This is a genomic window from Streptomyces sp. S6 (assembly GCF_054880855.1).
The window spans coordinates 1-1376 of record NZ_JBTYMC010000640.1 but is presented as its reverse complement, the minus strand read 5'-3'; the positions used below and the strand labels follow the sequence as shown (position 1 = coordinate 1376).

General features: G+C 72.7%; 1 protein-coding gene and 2 pseudogenes. All 3 read left to right on the top strand.

Annotation, left to right across the window (positions count from 1 at the left end):
- Window positions 1–267 (top strand): annotated as a pseudogene (locus ACVNF4_RS36045) (ROK family protein); the annotation flags it as partial.
- Window positions 268–493: 226 nt separating this feature from the next.
- A complete protein-coding gene (locus tag ACVNF4_RS36040; RefSeq protein ID WP_461807036.1) occupies window positions 494–1096 on the top strand; it encodes an N-acetylmuramoyl-L-alanine amidase in 603 nt (200 codons plus the stop codon).
- Between the two features lie 104 nt (window positions 1097–1200).
- Window positions 1201–1376 (top strand): annotated as a pseudogene (locus ACVNF4_RS36035) (transcriptional regulator); the annotation flags it as partial.

Below are 1376 nucleotides of genomic sequence, written 5' to 3'. Positions count from 1 at the left end.
GAGGCGGGGACGGCGTTCGGGATCGCGCTCACCGGGGCGGTCAATCTGCTGGACCCGGACGGGGTCGTCCTCGGCGGGGCGCTGGCCGGGCTCGCGCCGTGGCTGCTGCCGTCGCTGGAGGCGGAGTTGGGGCGGCGGGCGGCGGGGCCGGTGTGTCCGGTGTCGGTGTCGCGGCTGGGGTCCGAGGGGCCGCTGCTGGGGGCGGCGCATTCCGTGGTGCGGGGGGTGCTGGACGATCCGGTGGGGGTCGGGGCGGGGGCGGTATGACTGTCGGACCGCCAGGCGTGCGGAAACGATCCCCTCTGTGGACAACTCCCTTGCGGCGATGCGGAATTACCCCCTTCGGGTGAAGGGGTTCTCCACAGGCCCCGCTTCTGTCCACAGATTCCCGAAGTGCCCTCTTCCGGGTTCCCCGGCCGCCGTACGGTGTGATCACACGCACCGCAGCGGCGGGCGTCGAACTCCCCACCCTCGCCGGAAAGAAGGGCCTTGTATGGACCGAGCCAGTCCTCTCCCCGGCCGCCGGCAGCTGCTGAAAGGTGCCGCGCTGGCGGCGGCCTCGGCCGTGGTGCTGCCCGAGCCGAGAGCGGGGGCGCGGACGCAGGCGGCCGACTATCCGTCGGCGCTGTGGGCACCCGCCGTCGCGGCCAACTACACCGTCTCCGACCGGCCTTCGCAGCGGTATCCCGTCGACCTCGTGGTCGTCCACGTCACGCAGACGTCGTTCGACAAGGCTCTGACGATCTTCCAGAACCCCAAGAAGCGGGTGTCCGCGCACTACGTGGTGCGGTCGGCGGACGGCCAGGTCGCGCAGTGCGTGCGGGAGGCCGACATCGCCTGGCACGCGGGGAACTGGGAGTACAACACGCGCAGTGTGGGGATCGAGCACGAGGGCTGGGTGGACCGGCCGGCGTATTTCACGGACGCGCTGTACGAGCGGTCCGCGCGGCTCACCGCGACGGTGTGCGACCGGTACGGGATCCCCAAGGACCGGGCTCACGTCATCGGCCACTACGAGGTGCCGGGCAGCGACCACACGGACCCGGGCCGTGACTGGGACTGGGCGCGGTACATGAGACTCGTCGCCCAGGTCTGAGCTCATGGTGCCGGGACGGTTGTCGGCGTGCGCCCCCGGAGTGACGATGGCCGCACGCACGCCCGGCGCCCAGCGCCGCTCGATCCACTTTCCGGGAGGCCGAGTTGACCGATCTCTGGGTGGCCCTGGAACCCGGGGCCGACCCCGCCGAGCGGGTCCGTACGCTGCGGCGGGCGCACGAGACGTTCACGGCGGCCTGGACGGTCGCGCAGCCGGTGCGCCGGGTGGTCGCCGACTCATGGCGGCGGTCCGCGCGGGCCGGGGTCGGGCCGGACCGCAC

Bases quoted from the DNA above. Each gene is read 5' to 3' on its own strand.
- ACVNF4_RS36040 (WP_461807036.1), top strand. From the start codon at position 494: ATGGACCGAGCCAGTCCTCTCCCCGGCCGCCGGCAGCTGCTGAAAGGT.